20 protein-coding genes are annotated in these 25057 nt (G+C 53.4%); 7 read left to right on the top strand and 13 right to left on the bottom strand.

Annotated elements, in window-relative coordinates:
- Window positions 1–105: 105 nt before the first annotated feature.
- From Pla22_RS16610 to Pla22_RS16600, 3 genes are all read right to left on the bottom strand, one after another.
- Window positions 106–531, bottom strand: a complete 426-nt coding sequence (locus tag Pla22_RS16610) for a hypothetical protein (protein ID WP_146515940.1) — start codon at window positions 529–531, stop codon at window positions 106–108.
- Window positions 532–730: 199 nt separating this feature from the next.
- Window positions 731–1201 carry a DUF1569 domain-containing protein gene (locus Pla22_RS16605; RefSeq protein WP_146515939.1) on the bottom strand — a complete coding sequence of 157 codons (471 nt, stop codon included), beginning with the start codon at window positions 1199–1201 and terminating at the stop codon, window positions 731–733.
- A gap of 198 nt (window positions 1202–1399) precedes the next feature.
- A complete protein-coding gene (locus tag Pla22_RS16600; protein ID WP_165440712.1) occupies window positions 1400–2773 on the bottom strand; it encodes a sulfatase-like hydrolase/transferase in 1374 nt (457 codons plus the stop codon).
- 467 nt (window positions 2774–3240) lie between these two features.
- Between Pla22_RS16600 and Pla22_RS16595 the strand changes: the two genes are divergently transcribed.
- Complete coding sequence (locus tag Pla22_RS16595; protein ID WP_242632107.1) at window positions 3241–3918, top strand: hypothetical protein; 678 nt, start codon at window positions 3241–3243, stop codon at window positions 3916–3918.
- 49 nt (window positions 3919–3967) lie between these two features.
- Here the strand turns inward: Pla22_RS16595 and Pla22_RS16590 are convergent, their stop codons facing one another.
- From Pla22_RS16590 to Pla22_RS16575, 4 genes are all read right to left on the bottom strand, one after another.
- On the bottom strand, window positions 3968–4363 hold the full coding sequence (locus Pla22_RS16590) for a hypothetical protein (protein ID WP_146515937.1): 396 nt from the start codon (window positions 4361–4363) through the stop codon (window positions 3968–3970).
- Between the two features lie 116 nt (window positions 4364–4479).
- Window positions 4480–4863, bottom strand: a complete 384-nt coding sequence (locus Pla22_RS16585; protein ID WP_146515936.1) for a hypothetical protein — start codon at window positions 4861–4863, stop codon at window positions 4480–4482.
- 10 nt (window positions 4864–4873) lie between these two features.
- Complete coding sequence (locus Pla22_RS16580; protein ID WP_146515935.1) at window positions 4874–5704, bottom strand: hypothetical protein; 831 nt, start codon at window positions 5702–5704, stop codon at window positions 4874–4876.
- Between the two features lie 175 nt (window positions 5705–5879).
- Entirely contained in the window at window positions 5880–6728 is an 849-nt protein-coding gene (locus Pla22_RS16575) for a hypothetical protein (protein WP_146515934.1), read from the bottom strand.
- Window positions 6729–6911: 183 nt separating this feature from the next.
- Here Pla22_RS16575 and Pla22_RS16570 point away from each other — a divergent pair, with 183 nt between their 5' ends.
- Window positions 6912–7796 (top strand): DMT family transporter, encoded by an 885-nt coding sequence (locus Pla22_RS16570; protein WP_242632106.1) that lies wholly within the window; start codon window positions 6912–6914, stop codon window positions 7794–7796.
- A 92-nt stretch (window positions 7797–7888) separates the two neighbouring features.
- On the opposite strand, the gene Pla22_RS16565 is transcribed toward Pla22_RS16570, so the two are convergent.
- Window positions 7889–9118 carry a pyrophosphate--fructose-6-phosphate 1-phosphotransferase gene (locus Pla22_RS16565; RefSeq protein WP_146515933.1) on the bottom strand — a complete coding sequence of 410 codons (1230 nt, stop codon included), beginning with the start codon at window positions 9116–9118 and terminating at the stop codon, window positions 7889–7891.
- Here Pla22_RS16565 and Pla22_RS25275 point away from each other — a divergent pair.
- The 4 genes from Pla22_RS25275 (at window position 9117) to Pla22_RS16550 (ending at window position 16182) form a co-directional block, all read left to right on the top strand.
- Entirely contained in the window at window positions 9117–9296 is a 180-nt protein-coding gene (locus tag Pla22_RS25275) for a hypothetical protein (protein WP_165440711.1), read from the top strand. The two genes, Pla22_RS16565 and Pla22_RS25275, sit on opposite strands and share 2 nt — an antisense overlap.
- A gap of 504 nt (window positions 9297–9800) precedes the next feature.
- Complete coding sequence (locus Pla22_RS16560) at window positions 9801–11129, top strand: family 16 glycosylhydrolase (protein ID WP_146515932.1); 1329 nt, start codon at window positions 9801–9803, stop codon at window positions 11127–11129.
- A 318-nt stretch (window positions 11130–11447) separates the two neighbouring features.
- On the top strand, window positions 11448–12950 hold the full coding sequence (locus tag Pla22_RS16555; RefSeq protein WP_146515931.1) for an efflux RND transporter periplasmic adaptor subunit: 1503 nt from the start codon (window positions 11448–11450) through the stop codon (window positions 12948–12950).
- 121 nt (window positions 12951–13071) lie between these two features.
- A complete protein-coding gene (locus Pla22_RS16550) occupies window positions 13072–16182 on the top strand; it encodes an efflux RND transporter permease subunit (RefSeq protein ID WP_146515930.1) in 3111 nt (1036 codons plus the stop codon).
- A gap of 168 nt (window positions 16183–16350) precedes the next feature.
- On the opposite strand, the gene Pla22_RS16545 is transcribed toward Pla22_RS16550, so the two are convergent.
- The 5 genes from Pla22_RS16545 to epmB form a co-directional block, all read right to left on the bottom strand.
- Complete coding sequence (locus tag Pla22_RS16545) at window positions 16351–17763, bottom strand: sigma-54-dependent transcriptional regulator (RefSeq protein WP_146515929.1); 1413 nt, start codon at window positions 17761–17763, stop codon at window positions 16351–16353.
- The gene (locus Pla22_RS16540) at window positions 17748–19097 is read right to left on the bottom strand and encodes a sensor histidine kinase (protein ID WP_165440710.1); all 1350 of its coding nucleotides are present in this window, start codon (window positions 19095–19097) and stop codon (window positions 17748–17750) included. Before Pla22_RS16540 ends, Pla22_RS16545 begins: the two co-directional genes overlap by 16 nt.
- 491 nt (window positions 19098–19588) lie before the next feature.
- Window positions 19589–21205, bottom strand: coding sequence for a TolC family protein (locus tag Pla22_RS16535; RefSeq protein ID WP_242632105.1), 1617 nt, complete (start codon window positions 21203–21205; stop codon window positions 19589–19591).
- A gap of 300 nt (window positions 21206–21505) precedes the next feature.
- On the bottom strand, window positions 21506–23146 hold the full coding sequence (locus Pla22_RS16530; RefSeq protein ID WP_146515926.1) for an ABC transporter permease: 1641 nt from the start codon (window positions 23144–23146) through the stop codon (window positions 21506–21508).
- Between the two features lie 13 nt (window positions 23147–23159).
- On the bottom strand, window positions 23160–24341 hold the full coding sequence (gene epmB / locus Pla22_RS16525) for an EF-P beta-lysylation protein EpmB (protein WP_242632104.1): 1182 nt from the start codon (window positions 24339–24341) through the stop codon (window positions 23160–23162).
- On the opposite strand from epmB, the gene efp reads away from it, so the two are divergent.
- Entirely contained in the window at window positions 24340–24909 is a 570-nt protein-coding gene (efp, locus tag Pla22_RS16520) for an elongation factor P (protein WP_146515925.1), read from the top strand. The genes epmB and efp overlap by 2 nt on opposite strands.
- The last annotated feature ends 148 nt before the right edge of the window (window positions 24910–25057 follow it).

Here is a 25057-nt window from a genome sequence, read left to right as displayed (position 1 = left end):
CCGTATCATTCAGCTATTCGCTATCAGTACTAGGGCCCCGCGTCACTGTTGATCAGGTTGCAAACCATCACAGTGATGCAATAGAAGTCACCTTCGCGGCAAAGATCACTTCAACTGCGGTGTCACCGTCCGTACATCTAATTCGGGAAAAGCGGCTCGCAACAACTTGATATCTTCTTCGGCAACTTCTGTTAGCGTCGGCAAACGAGTAGTCGATGTCCCTAGCACAACGGACCGATAGTCAGGACCAACCGCAATCGAGCGAAGGTTTGGCAAATGACGTAAGTACCGAATCATGGTTGGATTGGCAGAACCTTCAATAAGGTAAACGCCAACCACATCGACTGGCCGAGGCTCAACGTTTGCAGAAGTCTCGTATTGAATGTTGCCGTGCAATGAAACATAGTCCATCGCATCATAGCCACGCTGATTCTCCGGCATATTGACTGCGTAGCGAGTGACGGCGTAAACCGAGAACGAGAGAACTAGTGCTGTTGATAAAAACGCTAGGCGTTTTCTATTCCATTTCATTCGTCAGCTCGCATCGCAAAAGGCCTGAGACTGCAAATAGTTCACGACAACAATGTCCTCACGCTCATCTTGCGCATCGGTCAGATCGCAGCGATCACCCTCGATTCAGTTTAGCGGCTTGATTGCACCGCGTTCTGAAATATAGCGTTGTCAGTTTTTCAACGACATCGCTCACCCCATCGCCAATTGACACGTTTGACTATTGATCTGTTTTGTCGCCAAGAAAGCTAAGATGGTGAGAAGCGTGGGCGGCGTGAAAACGGTCGAACTGATCAGGACTCAATCGACCGAATCCGGGATGCGGATGCAGCCGCTCTCGGTGGAGCTGATATCGTTCGATACTTTGCGCGAGGGCCAGCACTTCGGCAGTGTCATCCAAACCTTCAGGCGGTACAAAACGAGGCGCGGTGCGAATTCCCGCAGGTGAGTCACCTCGCAACAATCGCGGCAAAACCAATCGTTGTAGCAGCGGTCGTAGCGGAAAACCCGCGATCGTCATCCACTTGGGGTAACCATCAACATTGGCGTCGATCGTCAACCGCAAGTGTTGCCCCATTTGGCCGAGCGACCAGTTTCCATGTTGGACGTAACCCATACGAAGTAGCCGCTCAAACTCATCATTTACCTCGGACAAATCATGGAGCAAGATTTTGCGGCGAATTCTTTTCATGGTCGATCATTCGAGTCGAATTATCTGGCAAAGGCTTTCATGCGACGACAGCCTACGAAGGTGCGAGATGGCGTGAGCTTGCATTCCCGAACACGGATTCCCGAATTCGTAAGGTCGTATGGTTCGCGAGACCGTTCAAGACGACCAGCATTCAGTATCGCAATGATGGTTGCAACGCCATGCGACAATTCATTCGCATCATTTTGCGTTTATAAAACCTTGTTCAGTTGCAACCGGATCGGAGTCCTCCCAATGATTTAGCCACGACATGAGCTCTCGCTTAAGCTCACTGGCAATGTCAGCAAACTCGGGTTCATCTATCAGGTTTCTCAATTCGTTTGAATCGGCATCACGGTCGTACAATGCCCATTCAGGCCGGTGGTGTAAGCGACGAGTTAACTTGATGTGTTGCGGATGCTGAGTCATTTTCGTTTTGGCAACCCAAGAACCAGCGACATCAGCGTTCTGCATCGTCGCGTCATCGTTTTGCACCCATTCCAACGCCTGACTTAGCGTCACGTTGGATGTAATGCCGCTAGCGTGCAATGGCGACCAAATCAGCGTGAAACGCCTGTCTCGAATGCTGCGAATTGGAAAAATGCGTTCCCGATTGTCAATGATGTTGCAATTCGAGAATGCTCCAAAGGCATACTCGTGCACAGCCTGATCGCCTCCGGTGAAGTTCGCCCACTGACTGCGTCCGTCAAAGTCACTTTCAGAAGGATGCTCGCCAACGGCTTCGATCAACGTCGGAACGATATCCGATAGCCATACAATTTGATCGTTGCTTTTGCCGGCCGGGATTACGCTGGGCAGCGCCGCCACGATCCCCGTCGCTAACCCACCATCGAAACAGGTCCATTTGGAAAATGGAAACGCGTTGCCCTGCTCGCTGCAAAAAAGCACCAAGGTATTGTCCGCAAGTCCTTCCTGTTGAAGCACTAACCGCAGTTCACCGAGTAAATCATCCAAGTTAGTGACCTCGGCAAGATGTTTCGCCAAGCTATTCCGATAGATCGGTGTATCGATAGCATCGTCTGCTACATCCAGTTCGTTTGTGTTGTAACGGTCGCTTGCACCGTGCGTGTAGGGACTATGGCCATCGTGAGAGGCGACCACCAAGCAAAACGGATTTCCGGCATCACGAGCGGCGGTCATATACCGCGTTGCGAGTCGAACGGCCTTGGGGTTGGGGTTCTCCTTCATCGGAAGCTCTCCAACGTTGTCGAACGGATAAGCATCCCTGGGACCAATGTGCTTTTTGCCCAATAATCCAACGTGGTACCCGAGTGGTTGCAGGTAGTGCGGCAAACTTCGAGTACCGGCAACGGACTTGGAATGGTTTGGCATCGCACGTGTCCGCCAAGCGGTTCGGCCACTGTACAGTTCCTGGCGACACGGGGCGCACATCGCAACATTCACGTAGGCTCGGTCCAGCCGAATTCCATCTCTGGCCAATTGATCCAAGTTGGGCGTGTGAGCTTGACCGCCCCATGGGCTTAGGGAATCGCGGTCGATGTCATCTCCGATCAATATCAGAATGTTTGGACGTTGAGCCTCGGCTTTTGGCAAAGGACAAGATGTTAGGACGATCGCACTCTGAAGCGCAAGGGTGAGTACTGGTACGCGATGCATGATTCGATGATAGGACGGGAAACGGCGATGACAGGGAAACGGTAGAAGATCTTTAGTCTAGATGAATACTCAGTGCCAAAGTGTAATCGGCGCTGCCGTGTTCAATGCAATCAATCACTGAAAGCGAGAACTTGCGAACCGGCACGCAAGAATCATCTTCGTTGATTTATTGACCTCGTATCATTTGATACGACTTACGATGATTGTTCAGCAGTGCAAATTTCTCAACGGTAGGCAGCCGAAACGCGTAAGTATTCCCCTTAAATTCGAAAATGTTTGGATCGCGATGCTCATTGGCGATGGAGTGAGTTTGTTACACTGTGGACACTCAAGATCTCGGTCGCGACCTGCAGATCAACCGTTGCTGATTAGTCACATCCACTTTGACGCCTTCGCACTCGACCATGAATCAGAACCCCTACCAACCGCCAAGTGATTCCGAATCTAGCCAACCGGCCAAAAATTTGAATTCGGAAGATCACGACATACCTTCGCCGGTGCTCGCGTACACCGCCACCGGAAATTTGGCGGCGCATTCAATCGTGACATGGCTCGAATACCACGGGGTTCAAGCCTATGCCGTAGAAGATCATTCGACCGTGGGGGTGGGCATCTTCGGTACCGTCAGCCAGACCCATAAACCGCAGGTGTTTGTCGATCAGTCGGATCTTGATCAGGCCACCGTACTGCTTCGACAATATGAACAACAGCGGGTCGAACGTCAAAAGGAACTCGCAGACGCGCCACCCATCACAGCGGAGTGCGAAGAATGTGGTGAGTCCAGTGAGTTTCCTGCCATCGAAGACGGGACGACTCAAACGTGTCCGAAATGCTACAAGTTCATGGACGTCGGTGAGCTCGACTGGCCAGAAGACTTTTATTTTGATGAATCTGAATCGAAAGCCATCGTTCACAACAATGTCGAGGATGCCATCGATGCTGCTGCGAACCTTGATAGCCGAGGCGATTGGGACGAAGCGATCATTGCTTACAGCGAGGCAGCAACGCAATGGCCCGAGCATGCGACTTACATCAACAACTGCATCCTAGAAATACAAAACAAGCGCGACGCCGCCCGTTAAATCTTCTCGCTGAATCTTCTCGCTGGGCAAAGAAGCTTGGTTGGTTGATTTATGTAGCGGCGATCATCGCAGATGCATGAGCGAGGGTGGCGAAGATGAACGAGACGACCGCTGAGTACTTTCCGATTTCGTAGAACGGAATCAAACGTGGATGGTTTCCCCAAAACCATTGAAAGTGCATGAATATTCCTACGCTGATGAGTAACCAACCGAATGTCACGGCGCTGAAACCGGAAATTTCAAACCAAAAATCTTGGCCCAGGTGATAGGAACCACGTCTCGCCAAGTTGATTGTCGTGGCTCGTTGTACGATGCAGCACTTCAAACCATAGACCGTCACTACGGCAGACAACATTGCGCCGACGCACCATGTTTGGAAAGGACCGCCCGAGGGCGGCTCGGTCAACCAGTCAGTAAGATCAATAATCCAATCATTGCGTAACATCGCTGAACCTCTCGCTGGTCAAAAGCACAGAACTCTACTGACCATGGCACAAACGAAGTTTCACCAGGGCGCGCATTTTCCGCCTCTGGCAAACCATGTTGCCGACGAACGCTTGATCAAGTGTCATTGCTGGTCGAGGCAAGTCGATCGTCGTCGTGGAGCGCGAACCAGCCCCAGCACACCGCTGGCACCAAGCGACCAAAGATTCTGTCGTTAAGAATTACTGCGACAACAAAGCCGATGACCATGAAACCTACCGGCGGAGTGAAAGCGATCCAGCCCATCCCTCGGGCAAAAATCGGTACGACGAGCATTACGCACCCTGCGCACAACCATATCCAACTTTTGCGGTTCCAATTCCGAATCGTCAAGTAGTTGCCACAGGTTTGGCAATGACCAAGCGGAAACGCGTAGCGAATGAATCCAACCTGAGATCCGCAAACGGGACAGTCATGCAGAGTGTTTCGTCCTGCCGACGACGGTGGAGAGTAAGGATTCATACTCGGTCCCTTACATTGGTTTGAATTGGCGGCGATTGACACACTGCCAGTTGAAATGCTTTAAAACGCGAATAGATAGGTACAGCACAGCGAGCATCATCGCGGTGCCATAGATTGAAACCAGCAGCACGACGCCAACATTCTGCTGCAACCCGTTCCAAGAAAACATCTCAATCGCGATATAGCCATTGATCATCGTGGCGCAGAGAAAGCAAAACACAAAGGCCGCAATCCAACCCATGGTGAAACGTCGGCTGCCTCGCAGTGAAGCGATCAGAACACCGATTACTGCGGGCGTCGATAGCAATCCCCATGCGCCAAAGAATGCGATTCCGTAAACTACATCGTCCTCGTCAAGTGCCACCATCGCCGCAAACCCGATCGCGAAGAAAACGGTTAACTCAAAGAATGCGGATAACCCGATGGGGCCGAGCGGCGGTGCATTCGCAGCACGCTTTGAAGTCAACGTCCAACGACTAAAGAACTGTACCGCCAACGCCGCTACAGCCGAGAACAAGAACTGCGAGAGAAAGATCGTGGCAAACATCTTGAGCTCTCGCATCGGGATCCAATCGAGTACGATTCCGCCTACGATTGTGAATACCGCGAAGGCTGGTGTGATCATCGCCAGAGCCATTGCGACTCGCAAAAACAAAGCTCGGTGCCAAAACATAGCCATCGAGGTCGCAAAACTGATACTGATCATTGGCCCTAAGCAGACTGTCTGAAAAGTGATAGCGGTGACTGTAAAGTCGGCAGTGTTCACGAGATGTGAAAAGCGATCCATCAACGAGATTACGCTTAACGTGACCAAAACAGTACCGATTAGCAGCAGCATCATCGAAACTACCCCGCCGTAAAAACTGCACGAAGAAGTCCTCGTGCGAAAGCCTCGCCGTTTCTGATTCAATCCACGCCGTACGACGCGGTTGAATTGGCGTGAAGCCAAATAGGCGTGCACAATCGCGTGGTCTTCGTTGTGGGTGTCCGGCGTTTGCATGAATTGCTAGAGCGAGCTATTCCCACGTTGAAAAGTCAGGAAGTTCTTTCTTCACTCGCCAGCGGTGCGGCCAAAGTCGGCGACCGTACATGAAACGCTTCATCGCAACAAAACTAACGAAGGCAGGCCATGGGTAGGCCAGTTGCATATTAGGGTCTTCATCAACACGTCGCACCAAGCCGTTCTGCTCAGCCTCATCTGCGTTTACCATGCAATAGTATTGGTACTCTTTCATTGGGTCAGGCCCAAAGCGACGAGGACGGAAATCGTTCCAGCGCCGTGCGTGCAGATTCTGCAATTCGACCGCCGTTGCACCAGGGAACACCATGGTGCTTGTTCGATCCAGGAAGTCATAGCCGAAGGCAGACTCGTTGGTAATCGAAATGATGCCGTGAAGCGAATTAGGTTCGCGCTCTCCCGTCACCGATTCCCGTGGTATTCCGAGGCTTACCATGGTGACGTTGTTCGCAGGGAGCTTGATGATGGTGCCCGAAGAGATCATCACAAGGACGAAACGGTCGGGCGAGATCATGGCATCGTAACGAATGTGGTAGACACCACGTTTGATATGACGGTAGGCGCCAAGATACTCATATCCGAGTTGATTAAAGTCGGCGCCGTGCCTCATCGCCTGGGGAGAAATCGGAAAGGCATCGCTCAGGTCCGAGGCTGAACGATAGGCATGGTGTGGCTCGCCAAGGCTGCGTGACGATTCGGCTGAGCCCGTCGGCTCGGAATCCAAGAGAGGTTCGAAAGGCCAAATGGGTCGTCGCTCGCGGAAGGTAACGGCGAGTGCGATGATATCGACCGCCACCGAAAAAACGATGAAACCTAACGGGATCCAGGTCCAGATGGGAAGTGACATGGGCGGCACCGCAGTGAAACGAGGCAGAATCACTCTAGGTTAACGTTCGTCCGCGAGTGGGTGGGTACTCAGCCTAGTAGTTCACCCGTTTTTTGATCCTCGCGTTTCGCCTAAACTTCGCCAAACGTACAACCCAAAAATGTTGACCGACTGGGCTTCTCATCTTTTCCATAGCGATCGATCGTGCTTGATTACCTAAAGCTGCACTGCGTGATCTTGATGTGGGGCATGACCGCTGTCCTGGGAAAACTGATCGATCTGACCGCGACCGAGCTGGTCATTACCCGCAGCGGCTTGGCCGCTCTGGTGTTGGGGACATTGTTGCGATCTCGCATGATGATCCAACCAAAAATTGCCATGCTCATGATTGGTAACGGCATGATCCTTGGTGCCCACTGGATTACCTTTTTTGTGGCCGTCAAAATTTCGTCCGTTTCGGTGTGCATGATTGGCATGGCAACGGTTTCGTTTTGGACGGCTCTTTTGGAACCAATGATGATCCGCCGAGTTCGATTCGTGCCCGCGAATTTGATACTGGGTTTGATCGGTGGCATGGGGGTAGCGTTGATCTACGGCAGTGAAACTCAGTTCCAGTCAGGTATAGTCGTGGCGCTTGGTTCCGCGGTCCTGGCCTGTGTCTTCTCGATCTTCAACGGACAACTCTTTGATCTCGCGCCGACTCGCGTGATCGTGTCGTACCAGATGGTCGGATCGTCGATACTGTGCGCATCAGTGTTGGGGTTGTCAGAGATCAACCAGTGGGGACTCGGGTCCGAGCATTGGTTGTTGACGCCCATGCAGTGGGTATGGATCGCGATTCTTGTTTTGGTCTGCACGATCTTTGCGTACGGACTTTACATTAGCCTGCTGCAGCGACTCAGTGTGTTCACGATCAACTTCGCGAACAACCTAGAACCAATCTACGGCATCATCCTTGGTGCGTTACTTTTCCGTGACCACGAATATCTAAGCCCTAGTTTTTACACGGGGGCGTTCATCATCGTGGTTGCTGTGATGTTGCAACCATGGCTCACGCGAAGTTCGACGCCGCAACATGCGGTCGCCTGATTACACGGCATCGCCATCAAGAACGATGCCTGTAAACGGCTGGATTTAGCTTGGTCTCATTGGGATCGACTTCGCCCATCCAGCTTTCGCGATTAGGCGTGAGTTGTTTCCACGACGGCGCCCTTGGGTTGGCCAATGGCGGTCAATAAGTCGCCAAACCATGGCACGTTAATATCGAATGGTTTGCCACCCTTGATGCGTTCAAATTCGATCGCTCGCAATTCGTTGCCGCGATCTTCATCTTCACCGATCACGCCACCATCATGAGTCAAGGCACACTCCACAGCTTTGGCGGCACAGCGTCCAATCAGCTCGATGTCCGCGGCGTTCGCGCGAGCAGCACGGCTGTAGTAACCGCTCTTTTGCACGAGCGTCTTTTCGGCGCCAAGCATCTTGGCGAACTGTTGGCCAAACCATTTGCCTGGATTCACTGCGTCAAGCTTGTAGTGACCAAATGCGTCCTTGGGAACTTGCTCGCCTCGTGATTCCATCTCTTCGACGATCACGTCCACGCCGGCACCTTCGGAGATAAAGATGTTGACGCAGTCAGTTTCTTCGATGATGTCGTGAAGACGTTCCGCTTCCTTTTGCAAGTCAAAATGCATTTCCGGAACATAGACGCCATGAATTTCACGACGGGCGCGCGTTAGACCAACTTCAGGCAAGAAGTTGAGCGCATCGAGTCGCTCGCGATACTTAGCCGCTGTCGCCGCAGTCAACCATCCGCAATTGCGTCCCATGACTTCGTGGACGATCAGCATCTTGGGGTTCGCACTGTGTTCGCCGACAACGTTTTCAAAGAACTTTGCTCCCTCTTCAGCCGCAGTCCATGCTCCCAAACTTTGCCGAATTGGGATCACGTCGTTGTCGATCGTTTTGGGCAGACCGACCACCGCCAAGTCGTAGTCGTGCTTGGCTAAGTATGCGGCCAGGTCAGCAGCAGTCGTGTTGGTGTCGTCGCCACCGATCGTATGCAGTACGTCGACCTCGTCCTTCTGCAATTGCTCGGCTGCAACCTGCAGCGGATCTTGACCTTCCTTGACGAGTCCACGCTTCACACAATCGGCAACGTTGGTCAACTTCACTCGACTGTTGCCAATCGGACTGCCGCCATGTTGGTGCAAGACGGCGGCATTATCGCGAATCGTCTGAGAAACGATGAAACTGTCACCCAGCAACAACCCTTTGTAACCCGATCGGTAACAGAGAATCTCAACCTCGGGTGCCTTGGCAGTGTAGGACTCGATCAGCGCCCCAATGGCAGACGAAAGGCAGGGCGCGAGGCCCCCAGCGGTGAGAATCCCAACTCGCTTAACAGACATGAATGATTCCTCTAATGATGGGTACGGAAACGAATCCGAAAATGGACAACAGAGCCGCCTTGTGCATGCAAGTTTCCAGTTTGCGAGGCGTTTCTTCCAGGGGGCACGAAACGAACGCGAATCGCGACGCGGCATCAGCAGCATCGTTCGAATCGAACCTGGCCGCAGGTTAACGTAAAGACTAGACCACAATCTCGTAACCTCTTGATCGCTCGCAACACACTTACCCACCGCCGGAAGGGTCCCAGAAAAGTCGGTTTCGTGCGGCACGGTCATTCGCTGGCAACCAACAATCTTTCGATTTTGGATATTGAGCTCAGCGAATCAACATTAGGTCCATGTACCGGATTCTTCGACTCCCATCCGATTGCCAGCAGTGCGTTCTCGGCAATCAACTGATTTTCCAAACCTATAGAAACCTCTTCGTTGATTGGTGTGCTAAACCACGACGCAAATCGCCGATGAGGTGTGCCCAATGGAAGGCGACTTTCTCAACTATTTGTTCAGTTGAAACGCTGTAGTTCGTTCCCCTCCGCCGCAAGTTCAATCACAATCTAACTGTCTGCAATTTTCAGATCATTACAATCGGCCTGGCGCGTCGTTCTCTCTTCGCTGATCCCATTCGAGCTCAACAACGCGTAGAATTCCTTCTTCCTTCATTGAATTTGTTAAGCGAGTCCCGATGCGAAACCAATTATTGCGGATCCTTTGCGTGGTAGGATTGATCGTCACGGGATTAGATTCCTTAGCGCTCGCCCAACCACCGTTCTCGGATCCCGACAATCAAGGCGAGTGGGAGCTTCTTTCGTTAGTCAGTGACGAATTCAATGGCGCTGAGATTGATTCTGATAAGTGGTTCGTTCAAGGCACCAACGGCGAGTACGCCAATCGTTTCAAAGGACGCGCACCATCACAGTTCGTTCCGGCTAACGTTCAAGTGGCTGATGGACACTTAGTAATCACTTCGAGGTGGCAACCGGAGTATGAATTTGCAGACGAAGTGTTTGGCGGCTTCCCATATGCCAACATCACCTCGGGAGCCATCATTTCGAAACACTCATTTTTGTATGGATACTTAGAAACCCGATGCAAAGCAGCCGAAGGACCAATCTCAAGTTCGTTTTGGTCCATCGGAGAGAGTGGCGAATTGGATGTGTTCGAGCATTACGGGCATAATCCTGATAGCACGGATGCGTCCCATCGATTGCAATCTTCGTTTCATGACTGGCGAGTTCCCGGATCGCCAACCTACGGAAAACGCATTTGGACCAACGAGCATCAATTGCCATTCAAAGTCGCAAGTGACTTTCACGTCTATGGAATGGAATGGGGTCCGAACCAAGTAAAGATCTTCGTGGACGGAATTTTGGTTCGCTGTGCATCCAAGGAAGAGATCGGTGATAAGTGGGTCGTTGATCACGACCAGAAAGTTTGGTTGGATTCCGAAACATTTCCATGGGAAGTCGATCCAGCGAAACTGAAGCCGAGCGATTTTCCAAATAGCGGCCAAGAATTCTCGGTCGACTATGTCAGAGTCTGGCAAAGCAATAAGCAAACTGAGGGTTGTTGGAAGCAAGACAATCTGTTGACCAACCCGATCTTTGATCACAACCTCGATGGTTGGAACGTCTCCGGCGACGTCGTTTTAAAAGAAGAGCGAGCGGAAAGCTGGGCTGGCAGCAGCCACGTCAGTCTTGCAGCGAATAGGGAAGGCGCGATCGAACAAACCGTTGCCGTGAAACCCAACACAACTTATATCGTTTCGGCGTATGCCAAAGCTCCGGCAACAAACTACCAAGACGTCTATCATGACGCGTGGTTGGGTGTGAAAAATTACGACGGTGATTTCCAGACGGTTCGGTTCTTCCAGAATTACTGGCACCGAAAGAGCATCCAGTTCAAAACCGGTCCTAATGCCAAAACCGCCACTGTGTTCTTCACCAACCAATGGTCGGCTGAACCGGTGCTGGTGGATAGCTTTGAGCTGATCGAAGCCACGGCGAAACGTTAGCGCGTCGGTCGCCATCGACGAGTCTCGATGCGCCGGTCACTCTGCGACGAGCGTCGCCGGCGGCTTAACGTCACGGCTTTGCATAACCGCGAAACGTCGGCGTGACTCATCGGCGTGACTCATCGGCAAGCGTTGGAAGGCCGTTCATGAAGTGGACAGATTCTGTCCACTCACGTGGTGAATGTCTTTCTCTTTCTCAGCGTCTGTTACTCCTTTACCGCCAAAACGTAGCGAAAGCGAGATTTTCAGCAGTGGCACAGTTCGTGCGTAGGAAGTGGGCTAGCCCATACTCCGAACGCGCTTACCCAGCAATCTAAGATGCCCAACGTGCCCGAAACGCCTGAATCCACTTCCTCGTCGAAGAACGGTTGGCTGCACGTTCTTGCCAAGGTCGGGCCTACTTTGTTTGTGATGTTGGTCTTAGCGTCAGGTTGGCTGGCTGTTCATCAGATCAACACAGGTGGAGTATCCGAGAGCGACGAACAAGTTGCCGAAGATCCAACGATTCCGGATTCATTGACGCTGCCCCAAGGGAAGTTGGTCGCGGGCAGGTTCGAAACGGTGCCGGCACAGATGCAAGCTGTCGAGCACGTTCACACCATCCCCGGTCGCATACGGTACGACGAAACCAAACATGTCGACGTAAAGGCACCCATGGACGGGATCTTGTCAGAGGTGCTTGTCACTCCTGGTGAAGAAGTCCAAGCCGGCCAGTTGATAGCCGTGATCCGCAGTCCCGAAATCGGTCAAGCTCGAGCCGAGGTTTTGAAGCGACAGAAAGAACGCGAAATCGCTCAGCAGGTATTGGAGCGAGAACTCGCAATCTCCAAAAACCTGGAACAAATGTCATTGATGATCGAAGACCAACAGTCCGTCGAAGAGATTGAATCCGCGTTCAGCAATCGAGCCTTAGGTAGCTATCGCCAGGGAATTCTATCGTCGTATGCCCGTATGCGATTGGCGAGCGAACTTCTTGAGAAGATTCAGCCGCTGGCCGATTCGGGATCCGTTTCTGGCCGAAGTATTCGAGAACGCCAAGCCGAGCGTCAGTTAGCCGAAACCGAGTTCCGAACCGCTCGCGATCAAGCAGCCTTTCAAGCCGATCAAGCGAGGATCCATGCGGAGGCCAACCTCTCGGAAGCCGATCGTCAACTGAACTTGGCATGGCAATCGGTAGAAATGCTTCTGGGATATCGGGAAGATAAGTCGACGGTAAATCTTGGCAACGAGAAAGCACTAGCACGGCTTGAAGTTCGCGCACCGTTTTCTGGATCGGTGGAATCAAGAGCGTTTGCAAACAACGAGAGAGTATCTCGTGGAGATTCACTTCTCGTACTCGCCAATACTGATTCGCTTTACGTGGCCGCGAATATCCGTGAAGGCGATTGGTCGGCGGTGTCGCTTAGCCGGGGAACCTTGATTTCCGTCATGGTTCCCGCGTTGGACAATCGCGTGTTCGAAGCGAGGGTTCACTACTTTGGTCGCGAAGTGCAATCCAATACGAATTCTATTCCTTTGATCGCGAAAATTGAAAACGATGAAGGATTGCTTCGCCCGGGAATGTTCGTACGCGTCACCATTCCGATCGGAAAAGCTCGGCAGAGTCTTTCCATCAAACCCGAATCGGTCGTCCAGCACGAGAACCAGTCGTTCGTGTTCGTCGATGAGAGCGATGGCACCTTCAAACGAGTGGACGTGTCGACGGGGCATGCATCCGACGATTGGGTGGAAGTCACCCAAGGTTTAGAACCCGGCCAACTGGTGGTCACTCACGGTGCATTCTTGCTGAAGTCTGAACTACTGCTTCAGGGCGAGGAATAGGTTGCACCGTTGCGATCCTAAACGCAGCGGAAAGAACCAACCATTTGAACTGCCCTCACCAAGCCAATCGTCCTAGTAGTCAGAAGTCTTAGCGGCGCTAAATCTCCAATCCACTGCGAACATGCTCACCAAAGTCATTGAATTCTCGGTCATCAATCGCGGCCTCGTCATTATGTTGACGTTGCTGATGGCGGGAGCCGGTTTGTACTCGGCTTTGAAGCTTCCGATTGACGCCGTACCTGACATGACGAATGTGCAAGTGCAAGTCGTCACCGATGCGGGATCGCTGTCCCCAGTAGAAGTCGAACGCTATGTGACTTATCCAGTTGAAAACACCATGGGCGGACTGCCCGACGTTGAAGAGCTTCGCAGCGTTTCGAAGTTCGGAATCTCCGTCGTCACCATTGTGTTCGAAGAAGGCACCGACATCTATCGAGCCCGCCAATTGGTCGCCGAACGGCTTCCCGATGCCGCGGCGGTGATTCCGCAAGAATACGGAACTCCCACCGTCGGACCGTTGACGACAGCGCTTGGTGAAATCCTGCAGTTCGAAGTCCGCAGTGAGACGCATTCACCAATGGAACTTCGCACGTTGTTGGAATGGGACATCTCGCCAAGGCTGCGAGAGGTCAATGGTGTTACGGAGATCAATACGCACGGCGGCTATTACAAGACTTTCGAAGTCCAGCCGGATCCCGATCGCATGACAAGCTATGGCATTCCGATGGATCTGCTGTTCGCGCGGTTGCAAAACAATAACAACACGTCGGGCGGTGGCTATGTCATTCATCATGGCGAGCAACGCTTCATCCGCGGCGTTTCCCTGTTGGAATCGGCGGAAGACATCGAAGCGGTCGTGGTGCGGCGCGAGGCCGACGGCAATCCGATCTTGGTGGGCGACATTGCCAGGGTCAGCATCCAACCGATGACCAGGCAAGGTGCCGTAACACGCGACGGTCGCGGCGAGATTGTGACTGGGCTGGTGATGATGCTGATCGGCGAGAATTCTCGCGAGGTCGTCATGGCAGCTAAGGATCGACTTCAACAAATCGAATCGACGCTGCCTGACGGAGTCCGGCTGGAGGTTACCTACGACCGTGCAGCTTTGATCGGTCGGACGCTCAAGACGGTGCTCACCAACCTGACCGAGGGTGGGATGCTCGTGATCATTGTGTTGCTGTTGATGTTGGGCAACCTGCGAGCCGGTATCATCGTGGCGCTCGCGATTCCACTCTCGATGTTGTTCGCCACCAACGTCATGCTGGCGTCCGGTGTGACGGCCAGCTTGATGAGTCTCGGTGCGATCGACTTTGGCTTGATCGTCGACAGCAGCGTGATCATGGTCGAGAACTGTATCCGCAAGCTATCGCACGACAATGGCGACGCTAGGCACGAAGACATCATCCGTGACGCCGCGGTGGAAGTTCGAAAACCCACGATGTTCGGTGAACTGATCATCGCAGTTGTCTTCTTACCGATTCTCTTGCTCGAAGGAACGGAAGGCAAGCTGTTTCGGCCGATGGCGTTAACCGTGCTATTCGCATTGGGTGGTTCCATGATTTTGTCGCTTTCGTTCATGCCGGCCATGGCTTCGATCTTCTTGCCAAAGAAGATGAAGGAAGAGGACGTGCTGGTGGTTCGGATCGTCAAGTGGTTCTACGAACCGGTCGTCACGCGTGCGATCAAACACCCCGTTGTTACGATCGCTACCGCACTGACACTTTTTGCCATTAGCTTGCCGATGGCGGCGAACCTGGGGGCGGAGTTTATGCCTCGGTTGGAAGAGGGTGATCTGCTGGTCGAAGCCTCGCGTTTGCCCAGTGCAACGCTGGAAGGTTCGATCGAGATGTCAACGCAAATCGAAAACATCCTCAAAAAGTATCCTGAAGTGAAGACGGTGTTCTCGAAGACAGGTCGGCCAGAAATCGCGAACGATGTGATGGGCGTCCACCAAACCGACGTCTGGGTATTGCTAAAACCGATTCAAAGTTGGCCCACGCCCAAAACACGTGACGCGCTGATCGAGGAAATGTCGGATGAACTAAATGATAACGTGCCCGGAGTTGCTTTCGGTTTCACTCAACCGATCGAAATGCGTGTGGACGAGCTTGTCGCGGGAGTCAAAGCCGATGTGGCGGTGCTGTTGTATGGCGACGACATGGAAGTACTAGGATCCAAGGGTAAAGAAATTGAGGCCGCACTGCGTTTGATTCCTGGTGCGGTCGACGTGAAGGCCGACTATCAAGCCAACCTGTCAACGCTGACTATCAAAACGAAGCCTCAAGCGCTCGCCCAGTACGGTATCGACGCTCAGGTGGTCTTGGACGTCGTCTCATCGTTGGGTGGTCATCAGGTCGGACAAATCTATGAAGGACGAGCGCGTTATCCGATCATGGTTCGAGTCCCACAGCAGTGGCGAGAAAAGCTCTCGTTGTTAGAGCAAGTGCCCGTGACCGATTCCAATGGTCAAGCAGTTCCGTTGAAAGAGTTGGCGGACATTCGACTGGAGGAGACACCGCCCACGATTGAACACGAAGGCAACCGGCGTCGAACCTTCATCTCGGCAAACGTTCGCGGGCGCGATGTGGCAAGCTTTGTCACCGAAGCGCAGCGAGTGATTCCCGAGAAGGTCGATATCCCTTCTGGCTACGAGATTCGCTGGGGTGGGGACTTCGAGAACCTGCAATCCGCTAGTCGTCGGCTCGCGATCATCACACCCATCGTACTGGTGATCATCATGTTGCTGCTGCACACCAGCCTTGGATCCATGCGCTTGGCGTTTCTTATATTCTTGGCGGTGCCGATGGCGGCCTCAGGCGGAGTGATTGCTTTGTACCTTCGAGAGATGCCGTTTAGCATCTCGGCGGGCGTGGGCTTCATCGCGCTGTTCGGTGTCGCGGTGCTTAACGGCTTGGTTTGGGTGAGTGCAGCCGAACATCTTCGCGAAAGCGGCATGCCATTGGGATTGGTCGCCCATGAGACGGCGTTGGTTCGCTTGCGTCCGGTGCTGATGACGGCGTTGGTTGCCAGTCTGGGTTTTCTACCGATGGCTTTGTCGACCAGCGATGGAGCTGAAATGCAGCGACCGCTCGCAACGGTGGTGATTGGCGGACTCGTCACGTCCACGCTGCTGACGTCGTTGTTCGTGCCTTGCGTTTACCCTTGGTTTGCGCGGGGACTCAATCTCGATGACGACCGACGACCCCGCGAGACCAATTCAATGACGTTCTGACCCTACGACGACTCACGGTGGGCGGTGATCGGGAAACTTCACCTGATCAGCAGTCGTGTTGATGAATGCCTCATTGCGACGAGACTGTAGGCGAAAGCCTCCGCCCACCATCTCATTCACTATCACTTTGCATAAACGTAGATCAGCGTCGATAGAGACGAAATCGAATCAGGCGAAGTCGCTAGCGTCGATCCCAAGTGACTTCAGCTTGCTTCGCAACGTGACTCTCGAGATCCCCAAGATCGTCGCCGCTCTGAGTTGGTTTCCAGCGGTATGTTTGAGGACCTGCCGAAACAGTTGACTCTCTGCTCGGGCGATGGCTTCCGCGTGAAGGTTCTCTGAACCCTGTTCCAAGCGGTCGGCCACAAACGATTCCGTTAGAAACTCGCCATCGTTTCGATTGCCGGAGAAATAGGTGCTTTGATCCGATAGTGTGGGTACAAACTCGGGAAGCAAAACGTTTCCTCGCGCGGTCAGCAACGATTGCTTCATGACGCTTTCGAGTTCTCGAACGTTGCCGGGCCAATGGTATTGCTGCAGAAGTTCAAGCGTTTCGGGGGCGAGCGATCGAATATCCTTGCCAAACTCGTTGCTGTACTTGCGAAGGAAGTACTCCGAAAGCACTCGCAGGTCGTCGCCGCGTTCTCGAAGTGGCGGCAGGTGAATCGTGACAACACTGAGCCGAAAGTACAAATCCGATCGAAACAAGCCTTCGGAAACGAGCTGCTTCAAATCGTGATTGGTCGCGGCGATGATACGCGCGTCGACTTTGATTGACGTATTGCTTCCCACACGCTCAAACGTTTGATCCTGCAGAACGCGCAGCAACTTGGCTTGCGTGAGCGGCGACATGTCTCCCACTTCGTCCAGGAAAAGCGTTCCCTTGTCAGCTTGTTCGAGTTTACCGATGCGTTGACGTTGGGCGTCGGTGAAGGCACCTTTCTCGTGACCGAAGATCTCACTTTCGAGAAGCGTGTCGGGAATCGCAGCACAGTTGATCGCTTGGAACGGACCGGAGGCACGAGAGCTATGATGGTAGATTGCTTGAGCGACAACCTCTTTGCCGGTCCCGCTTTCACCAAGCAACAACACGGTTAGGTTTTGCGAAGCAACGCGACCAATGGCCTTGTAGACCTCCTTCATTGCATTGCAACGACCCACGATCGCATCGGCAACGGTGTCTTCCTCGTCGGCGAGCAGTGGCTGAACCCGAACCATACGACTGAGGTTAAACGCCTTGTCGAGCAGAGCACGTATCTCGCTCAATTCCAGTGGCTTGAAAAGGTAGTCGTAAGCACCCAGCTTGGTCGCTTCGATTGCGGATTCAACCGTTCCATGTCCCGTGATAAAGATCACGGGAACACGAGGATCGATCTCACGCAGACGCTTGAAACATTCCAGGCCAGATGTGTCGGGCAAACTCAAATCGATCACGACAACGTCAGGCTTCGCGTCAGCAAACACGGCTTCGCCATCGGCCGCGTTTTTCGCCGACAGTACCGTCGTCGTGTCGCTCGAAAAAGCTCGCTCAAACGCTTTTCGGATCGAAGCTTCGTCATCAATGACTAAGAGGCTTTGCATGAACTTTCCTGAGCGTGGACCGAGATATCACTTTCAGATTCGGTACTGGTATCAGAAGGGTCCTGGGCGACGATTGGCAGAGTCAACTGAAACGTCGCCCCACCGCAATCACGATTCACACCGGTAAGCGTGCCATGGTGAGCCTCAGCAATTCGCCTACAAATCCCCAAACCTAACCCCACACCACTCTCTTTGGTCGTCACAAAGGGCGAGAACAACTTATCGAGAACTTTGTCACTGATCCCCATCCCGTCGTCACAAACTGAAACGTCGACGCGATGTTGATCGCGTTTGACAGTGATGATCAAGTTGCCTCCGCTTGGCATCGCATCGAGTGCATTGAGAGCCAAATTAAGCAACAGTTGTTTGATCTGAGCCGCATCGCCTTCGATGCAAATCGCGTTGTCCGGTGCCTCGACTCGCACGTGCACGTTCTGGGTCTTACAGCGAGCTTCGACCAACTGAACGGTTCTTTGAACAGCATCTTGAATCGGGAAGCTACGAAACTCGGACTTCTCTGGCCTGGCGTAATCCAGCAAACTATTGACCGAACGTTCCATCCGACGAATCTCTTGCTCGACCAGTTCCAAGTCGTCCGTCGGCAAACCTTCGTCAGCGAATTTGGTGCGGTTGACTTGGACTAGCATCTTGATTGAGGTCAACGGATTGCGTATCTCGTGCGCCACCCCCGTCGCCAATTGGGCAAGCGTTGCCATTTGTTGAGCTCGCAAGGCTTCGGTTTCTCGAGCCATCGTGATTCGCTCTTGTTCCGCTCGCTCCGATTCGGTCAGGTCACGCACGATCGCAATCCTGGTCCGAGAAGATTCTGATGGATACTCACTGACGGAAATTTGAACCGGAAAACGGTTTCCTTCGGGCGTTGCGGCATCGACACGAAACTCCGCGGGCAATTGATCGGGGATCACGGGAAGAGACGGAAGCAAAGATTGCATTGATCGCCCTATCAAAGATTCGACATCGATCCCGAATAACTCGGTGGCCTTTCGATTGCAGGAAAGGATGCTGCCATCACGATCGAACGTCAAAATACTCTCGCTAGCGTTGGCGACAATCGTTTCACTTCGTTCGTGTTCTTGAATCGCGATTCTTCGCAGCGGACCAATGATTACCAACCATAGCACTGGTGCGCAAACGAGCGTCAGCAGGACCGCGTCGACGACGGCTTCGCCTGAGGCACTCAGCGTTCCCGGTACCATGTAAGGCAACGCGAACATGACGGCCACCTCCGCGATAAAGACCAGCATCAGCACTAAGCCCAAGATCCGCATGGGCGAACGCAGGATCGTCGAGAGAGCTGAGATACGGTTGGACATGAGCAAGCAGTGGTGAAGTCGCGGAAAGTGACGCTCCGCTTTCGGCCAGGGTCGACGAGCAGTATCGCTCGCAGAGGTAACATCCCACGCGGTCTGGATGCCATGGGGAACTCGCGGGACGGTCACGTGTTCATAGTTTAACACCGGCTCTGACATTGTGCGTCTCATCGTATCCCCCAAGTCGTCGACGTCGCCGATGCGACCTTCCCAGAGATCAAGCCGGTAGCAAGAGCCATGCCACGGGGTCGGTAAGAGTCAGATTCGCCGTTGCACAACTCGAATCCGTCGACGTTGCTCGTGCGGGAGTCCACCTAAAGCACTCTCGCGGATATCTCGCTTTGCGCGGCAGGCCGAGCGATGCCAAACGCGATTCGCACATGCTTGGACAGCATCTGTCCAAAGCGTGGACAGATTGTGCTCGAACATCACGGTCACTGATCATGGTCGAACGTCGGACCAGCGAGATGTTGTGCCAGCAATTCTAGGAAGGCCTATTGGCCGCCAAACGAGGCCCCACGGATTCCATCGCCATCGGTGTAGTCCTGCGGAGCATCCAGTCCGCCGGTCAGGAGCAACCCGTCCACCTTGGCACTCGCTTGCGCCAATTGCCCTTTCGCCTCGATAAATCGAACCGTGGATTCATAGTAGCTGCGTCGAACGATCAGCACTTGCAAGAAGTCCAACTCGCCCGCTTGGTAGGCTTCTTCGGACAACTCCAAGCTCTTCTTGGCTTGCGGAATAATTTCGTTCTCGTACGTTCGAACCGTTTCGATCGAGGCGTCGAATTCTTGAGCCGCGCGAGCCAAACGAGACTTGATGCCTTGTTCGATTCGCTTCACGTTCTCGATCGCTCGTGTGTAGTCCGCGTAAGCCGCCGAGATATTGCCTTGGTTTTTGTTCCATACAGGGATTGGTGCCGAGACTTGGACGTTGATCATTCCCGAGTCAGTTCCATTGTCATAGCCCGCACCGAGTTGGCCAGTGAGGTTGGGAACCATCTGAACTTCTTGCCTCTTGAGCAATGCCGACTTCTCACAAACTAACGCGTTGGCGACTGAGAGTTCAGGGCTTTGCGCGACAATTTCGTCGTACGTGCTGTTCCAATCCGGTGCGGACTGAGGAGTACTCAAGTCGGCGATCAATCGTGCCGGAACTTGGTCGGGAATCCCAGCGATGGCAGCGAGGTCATTCCACGCCCCCGCATAGGTCGCTTCGTAACGTTTTGCCGCGAGCGTGATTTCGCTTAGCAAGGTTTCCGATTGCAGCACTTCGATCAGCGTGCCTTCTTCTGCTTTGCGGCGATCCTCGGACACCTGAACACCGCGTCGTGCAATGGTCTCGAAATCTCGAGTCGCATCGAGTTGTTGCTGAGCGGCCACAGCTTCGAAAAAGCGAGTGCGTACATCCGTCAATACTCGATGGCGTTGAGTTTCCATCTCCCAACGTTGCGCGTTGGTGGTATGGGAGAGTACGGCTTGATTGAGTTTGAGCTTGTCGCCTCGTACGAACTCTTGTTCAACGAAGATGCCGTGCTGGTCAGTGTTCCTGTCGGCGAGTTGCTGACCGAAATAGCCAAGTGTCGGGTTGGGACGCAGCCCGACTTGATTCCATAGTCCCGTAGCTTTGCTTGACGTTGCTGCAGCAGCGGTGATGGCAGGATTGTTTGCCAAAGCCAGTTGCTCGAGTGCTTCCAACGTGTACGTCGGGCTGGCACTTGAACCGTCAACCGGTAGCTGCGCTAGGTTTGGAAGTGCATCGTTGTTTGCAGAACTCAACTCGGGAAACCCGACTGGTGCAAACGCCAGCTTTTCGGCAAGACTTTCCTGGGGTGGAGCAACCGCAGAAATAACCACGCCATCTTCGCCGCCTTCAACATCAAACGTGTAGGCAACCGTTTGAAGGGACGGAGTTTTTGCCGTAAGTTTCGCTGTCGCCGGCGCAGGGGTGACCGCGGGTGGGGTTTCGGGTTCAAGGACGACCGGGCCAGCTTCAAGAATTTCGTCCGACGATGCGTGGGGCCACATCGGCAGCGATTCCAAACCGACACTTGCGCAACCCGCAAACGAGATCGCGAGTAGACCGTTGGTGAAGATAGTCAGGCGTTTCATGGCATCCTTGCTCATCGTGATTGTTTGCATTGTTCGGACGACCCGCGAACGAGCTATTTGCTCACACGGTCGCGACCCTAGTTACGGTGAATGCCTTAATGCAACTAATCGGCGTGATCGCTGCGAACCTGAACGGTGGTACCTTCAGTACAAACAAACCGACTGGTCTTACCACGAACAACCGTTCGAACCGTCACAGATTCACAACGCGTGAAACCACAAAACCACGCTCGTGAAACCAGACCATCACGCTCAGGAAACCCAGATACGTTCGGGAAATCAGACACTTGGCTTGGATCACTAGCCTTCGGACAGGCCACGTCGTGCCTTGAGTCGGAAGATCATCGCGGCCGCGACTCCGGCGACCATCACAGCACTGAAGGCGAAGTACGACGCGACGATACGCAGGTCACCCACGTTGGCGGGCAACTCATCCGGCTCGCGCTTGAGATTCGCATCAAGAGGGATCGAGAACAACGCGGAAAACGGGCTGGAGATTCCCAACCATACGGCTTTGCCGATCTGTTCCGGTTGCAAATTGAGGATCTGCATCAGTGACAACAACGTCGGCGGTGCCACATAGAGCAACAGCAAGATGACATAGGTACTTAACAATGCGATGGAAGTTTTCTTGCTAAATAACGAACAAGCCATCGCAATGGTGGCGTTCACCAAGCAAACCATCACCACCACTGCAAAGAACAAAACAACAGCAAGCCAGTTGGACCAGAAGCTGATGTTCAATGCGGTTCCAAGAAGCAATGGCCAAAGTAAGAAACCCGTCAGAACAGCCGAGATTCTGAATCCGACAATGAACTTACCCCACAGGATCTGCCAGGGCGTCAACGTCGTCGTAAGCAACAAGTCCAGCGTTTGACGTTCTCTTTCACTGGTCATGCTACCGGCTAAAAACACAGGTCCGACGAGCATGTTGAAGACGATCACATAGACGCAAAACCATGCGCAACGATCGATTTGCCAAAACAGATAGACGCCCATCAGCGGTATCGCCAACAGCATACTGATTTGGATCACCAGACGAAGCATCAGCGTGCCTTGACTGAAAATCTCGCTGTGGATTTCTTTGTCATAAACGGGGTTCGCACCGTCTCGCATCAGCTCCTTCTTCTTAGGTGGTGCAAAAAGTCGATCGGGAAATTGGTCCGGCTGGATCACCAAACCGACCGCTTCGGCCGCCTCACGTTCCAAGTCGATAACCTCTTTGCCCTCGCTGCCAACGTCTGGCGGATACAGCATCCGTCCCGCGGCTGCAGCGCACATCAAGATGACCGCTGACAATACAAACGCTGGAACGATTAGCAGCGTAACCTTGAGTCGCAACTCTCCGTTGCCCTCCAATGCGTTCCACATCAACACCGCTCCCATCACGAGCGGCAAGATGATCAGGTAGCTGACAACCAAGGAATTGCTGGTGCGAGAAAAATAGCTGCTACACAACACACCAATCGCACCGAACAGAATGACGGATACGATAAGCCCTAGGTAAGCCGCCAGCACTTCGTAGACGCTCACACCACCCAACGGCAGACACAGCACAATGATGGGCAACGATGCCAAGATCAACATGCCCAGGTGGGTCAACGACGCGACCATTTTGCCCAGCACTATCGCACCGGGACGCAGCGGCGATGCGAGTAGCATCTCGTAAGTTCGACGTTCTTTTTCGCCCGTGATTGTGCCCGCCGCGAAACTGGGCGCCATCAACGATGCGATCACGTATTGTCCGAGGAAGAACAAATTGACAAGCTTCTTTGCCGAAGGTGGGTTCGAAGTCAGGTCGAGTCGTTCGTCGGTCGGCCACGCGACAAGAACCACCGCAGCGAGCAGTAACTGGTAAACCGCCAACAACAGAAACGCCCGCTTGGTACGCAGGTTCACCAACAATTCGCGTTGTAAGACCGGGTTCTCAAAGACGTACATGCTAGATCCGTTATTACGATGGAATGACCGTCTTGGCGAATTCACCCGCTTCTTCGATCACGTACGTCGGTACCGCGTAACCAGGCAATCGCTTGCGAAGTTCACTGATCAGTTCTCGTCCACGCTCGATGGGCACCTCAAAGTGAGCGGCGCCATGCACACGATCGAGTTGATGCAGATAGTATGGCATCATTCGATGGTCCACGAGCGTCTGGCAAAGCTTCACCAGGGTTTGGACATCATCGTTCACCCCCGCCAATAATACCGCCTGGTTCAACACCGGAATCCCACCGTCGACCAGCATTGCCAAGTGCTTCAGGACGTGAGAATCAAGTTCGCGAGCGTGGTTAGCGTGGATAACAAACCAGACCGTCAACCGCGACGTTTGCAATCGTTCCACCAAGCGGCCCGTCACTCGTTGAGGAATCACGATCGGCATCCGGGTGTGGAAGCGGACTCGCTTGATATGATCAATTTGCTCAATCTGGTCCAACAACGCGAATAGTCTCTCGTCGGTTAACGTCAACGGATCACCGCCGCTAAGCAGAACCTCTTCGATCGATGGGTCGCTTCGCAGGTAGTTCAACGAAGCCTCGAGCTGGTGGGGTTGCGAATCACTGTAGGGAAATTGGCGGCGGAAACAGTAGCGACAATGCACCCCGCAAGCGCCGGTCGTGATCAGCAGAGCTCGACCGTCATATTTGTGCAGCAGCGCAGGCGTTACCTGAGCACTTAAATCCCCGACCGGGTCAGCCGCATATCCTGGTGGGGAGGCCTGGTCCTCGTCCGCAACGGGTAGCACCTGACGCAACAAAGGGTCGTTGGGATCACCCGGACGGATGCGTGAGAGGTATTCCAAAGGAACAAACGTGGGAAATTGCTTCTCACCGGCGACTTTTGTTCCCACCGCGTCCAATCCGAGTGCGCGGCGGAGGGTATGGGAGTCGCGAATTGCCCGTTTCATCGCGGTTTTCCAATCCGGATGACTGAAATTCTGATCAAGATTACCGGTGCGGACAAAATCCGAATCGGTCGTTAGAATCTGCCCAAGACCTCTCCGAGAATGGTCGTTTTTGGAGATCAGCGACCGGTTGTCGCTGGGGATCAGCGGCGAATCGTCGTTGGGTAACGCGGTCGATGGAAGCACCATCTCATCTGTCTCTGTTTCTCTAGTTTTTTGATCAGAAAAATCCATGGCTACTTATAACACAAGTGATTTCCGAAAAGGGCTGAAGGTTGAAATCGACGGCGAACCCTACTTGATGACGGAAATGACATTCGTGAAGCCGGGCAAAGGCAATGCGATGTACAAGTGCCGGCTCCGCAACCTCGTGCGTGGGACCTCGCTCGACCGAACCTACAAGGGTGGCGATTCGCTTCAGTCGGCCGATGTCGAGTCGACCGACGTTTCGTTTCTTTACCGCCAAGGTGATGGCTTCGTATTCATGCACCAAGAAACGTTCGAGCAGTACGAAGTATCGGCCGAGGTTGCCGGCGATATCTGGAAGTACCTCAAGGATGGTATGATTTGCTCGATGACGTTGTACAACGGCAACGCCATCATCGTTGAACCACCCAATCACGTTGAGCTAGCCGTGACCGAATGTGGGCCTGGTACCAAGGGTGATACCGCGACGAACGTAACCAAACCTGCGATGGTTGAAACTGGCGCAGAGTTCAACGTTCCCGGATTCATCAAAGAAGGCAACGTGATCAAGATCGACACGCGATCTGGCGAGTACGTCGAACGGGTCAGCAACTAGCGGTCCTTCGCGTCCACGCACGGTTGATCTTTGGCGTTCGCCGTTGGTCGTTCCCTAGCGTTTACGCCTGATCATTCAGCGCTCGCGTCCCAAGTCTGATCGGCTGCGGCGCTGCGTTGTTAGTCCGCCCCGTTGCCAGTCCGCCGCG

The sequence above is a fragment of the Rubripirellula amarantea genome (assembly GCF_007859865.1).
Classification (GTDB): Bacteria; Planctomycetota; Planctomycetia; order Pirellulales; family Pirellulaceae; genus Rubripirellula; species Rubripirellula amarantea.
This window is presented reverse-complemented; position numbering and strand designations above follow the sequence as displayed.

Bases quoted from the DNA above. Each gene is read 5' to 3' on its own strand.
- Pla22_RS16610 (WP_146515940.1), bottom strand. From the start codon at position 531: ATGAAATGGAATAGAAAACGCCTAGCGTTTTTATCAACAGCACTAGTT.
- Pla22_RS16605 (WP_146515939.1), bottom strand. From the start codon at position 1,201: ATGAAAAGAATTCGCCGCAAAATCTTGCTCCATGATTTGTCCGAGGTA.
- Pla22_RS16595 (WP_242632107.1), top strand. From the start codon at position 3,241: ATGAATCAGAACCCCTACCAACCGCCAAGTGATTCCGAATCTAGCCAA.
- Pla22_RS16590 (WP_146515937.1), bottom strand. From the start codon at position 4,363: ATGTTACGCAATGATTGGATTATTGATCTTACTGACTGGTTGACCGAG.
- Pla22_RS16585 (WP_146515936.1), bottom strand. From the start codon at position 4,863: ATGAATCCTTACTCTCCACCGTCGTCGGCAGGACGAAACACTCTGCAT.
- Pla22_RS16580 (WP_146515935.1), bottom strand. From the start codon at position 5,704: ATGATGCTGCTGCTAATCGGTACTGTTTTGGTCACGTTAAGCGTAATC.
- Pla22_RS16575 (WP_146515934.1), bottom strand. From the start codon at position 6,728: ATGTCACTTCCCATCTGGACCTGGATCCCGTTAGGTTTCATCGTTTTT.
- Pla22_RS25275 (WP_165440711.1), top strand. From the start codon at position 9,117: ATGAATGATTCCTCTAATGATGGGTACGGAAACGAATCCGAAAATGGA.
- Pla22_RS16565 (WP_146515933.1), bottom strand. From the start codon at position 9,118: ATGTCTGTTAAGCGAGTTGGGATTCTCACCGCTGGGGGCCTCGCGCCC.
- Pla22_RS16560 (WP_146515932.1), top strand. From the start codon at position 9,801: ATGCGAAACCAATTATTGCGGATCCTTTGCGTGGTAGGATTGATCGTC.
- Pla22_RS16555 (WP_146515931.1), top strand. From the start codon at position 11,448: ATGCCCAACGTGCCCGAAACGCCTGAATCCACTTCCTCGTCGAAGAAC.
- Pla22_RS16550 (WP_146515930.1), top strand. From the start codon at position 13,072: ATGCTCACCAAAGTCATTGAATTCTCGGTCATCAATCGCGGCCTCGTC.
- Pla22_RS16545 (WP_146515929.1), bottom strand. From the start codon at position 17,763: ATGCAAAGCCTCTTAGTCATTGATGACGAAGCTTCGATCCGAAAAGCG.
- Pla22_RS16540 (WP_165440710.1), bottom strand. From the start codon at position 19,097: ATGTCCAACCGTATCTCAGCTCTCTCGACGATCCTGCGTTCGCCCATG.
- Pla22_RS16535 (WP_242632105.1), bottom strand. From the start codon at position 21,205: ATGAAACGCCTGACTATCTTCACCAACGGTCTACTCGCGATCTCGTTT.
- Pla22_RS16530 (WP_146515926.1), bottom strand. From the start codon at position 23,146: ATGTACGTCTTTGAGAACCCGGTCTTACAACGCGAATTGTTGGTGAAC.
- efp (WP_146515925.1), top strand. From the start codon at position 24,340: ATGGCTACTTATAACACAAGTGATTTCCGAAAAGGGCTGAAGGTTGAA.
- epmB (WP_242632104.1), bottom strand. From the start codon at position 24,341: ATGGATTTTTCTGATCAAAAAACTAGAGAAACAGAGACAGATGAGATG.